1 protein-coding gene is annotated in these 540 nt (G+C 30.4%); it reads right to left on the bottom strand.

The window, feature by feature from the left end; all coding sequences use genetic code 11:
- Positions 1-136: 136 nt before the first annotated feature.
- Positions 137-469 carry a winged helix-turn-helix transcriptional regulator gene (locus HMPREF3046_RS07220; protein ID WP_002505086.1) on the bottom strand — a complete coding sequence of 111 codons (333 nt, stop codon included), beginning with the start codon at positions 467-469 and terminating at the stop codon, positions 137-139.
- Between the last annotated feature and the right edge of the window lie 71 nt (positions 470-540).

Below are 540 nucleotides of genomic sequence, written 5' to 3'. Positions count from 1 at the left end.
TAGCTATATTTTTCTAACTTTGCAACAGAACCCTTAATTTCATAGAACGGCGAAATTAATACATGTTAGTCAGCTAATTGAATACTTACATTATAAGAGAGTAGTTAACTTTATTTTTAATTTGCACCAGAACTTTTTAATGTATTATTTCATCCTTGAATAAATCACCCCATTCGCATATTGCATAAACCACCTTATCTAGCTTGTAGCCTATAGATGTCAGCTTATACTCCACTTTTGGGGGAACTACAGAATAAATATGTCTTTCAATAATTTGGTCCTCTTCTAATTCTCTAAGTTGTCTTATTAGCATCCTTTGATTGACATGCGGCAACTTTTTTTGTAGCTCACTTAATCTCAATACTTTGTCTTGAAGTAAATGAAAAATTATAGGGATCTTCCACTTTCCTCCGATAACACATAAAGCTAAATCTTTAGAAGTGAAAAATTCTTTTCCTTTATAATACAATTTTCATCCTTCTTTCTTCTATATATTAGAATTTACATTGTTAATGCGGAAGATTATATAATCTTCCGCAT

Source organism: Staphylococcus sp. HMSC070D05 (assembly GCF_001815595.1).
GTDB lineage: Bacteria > Bacillota > Bacilli > Staphylococcales > Staphylococcaceae > Staphylococcus > Staphylococcus hominis.
Note: the sequence above shows the minus strand (reverse complement) of the source record. Positions and strands in the feature narration are given on the sequence as shown.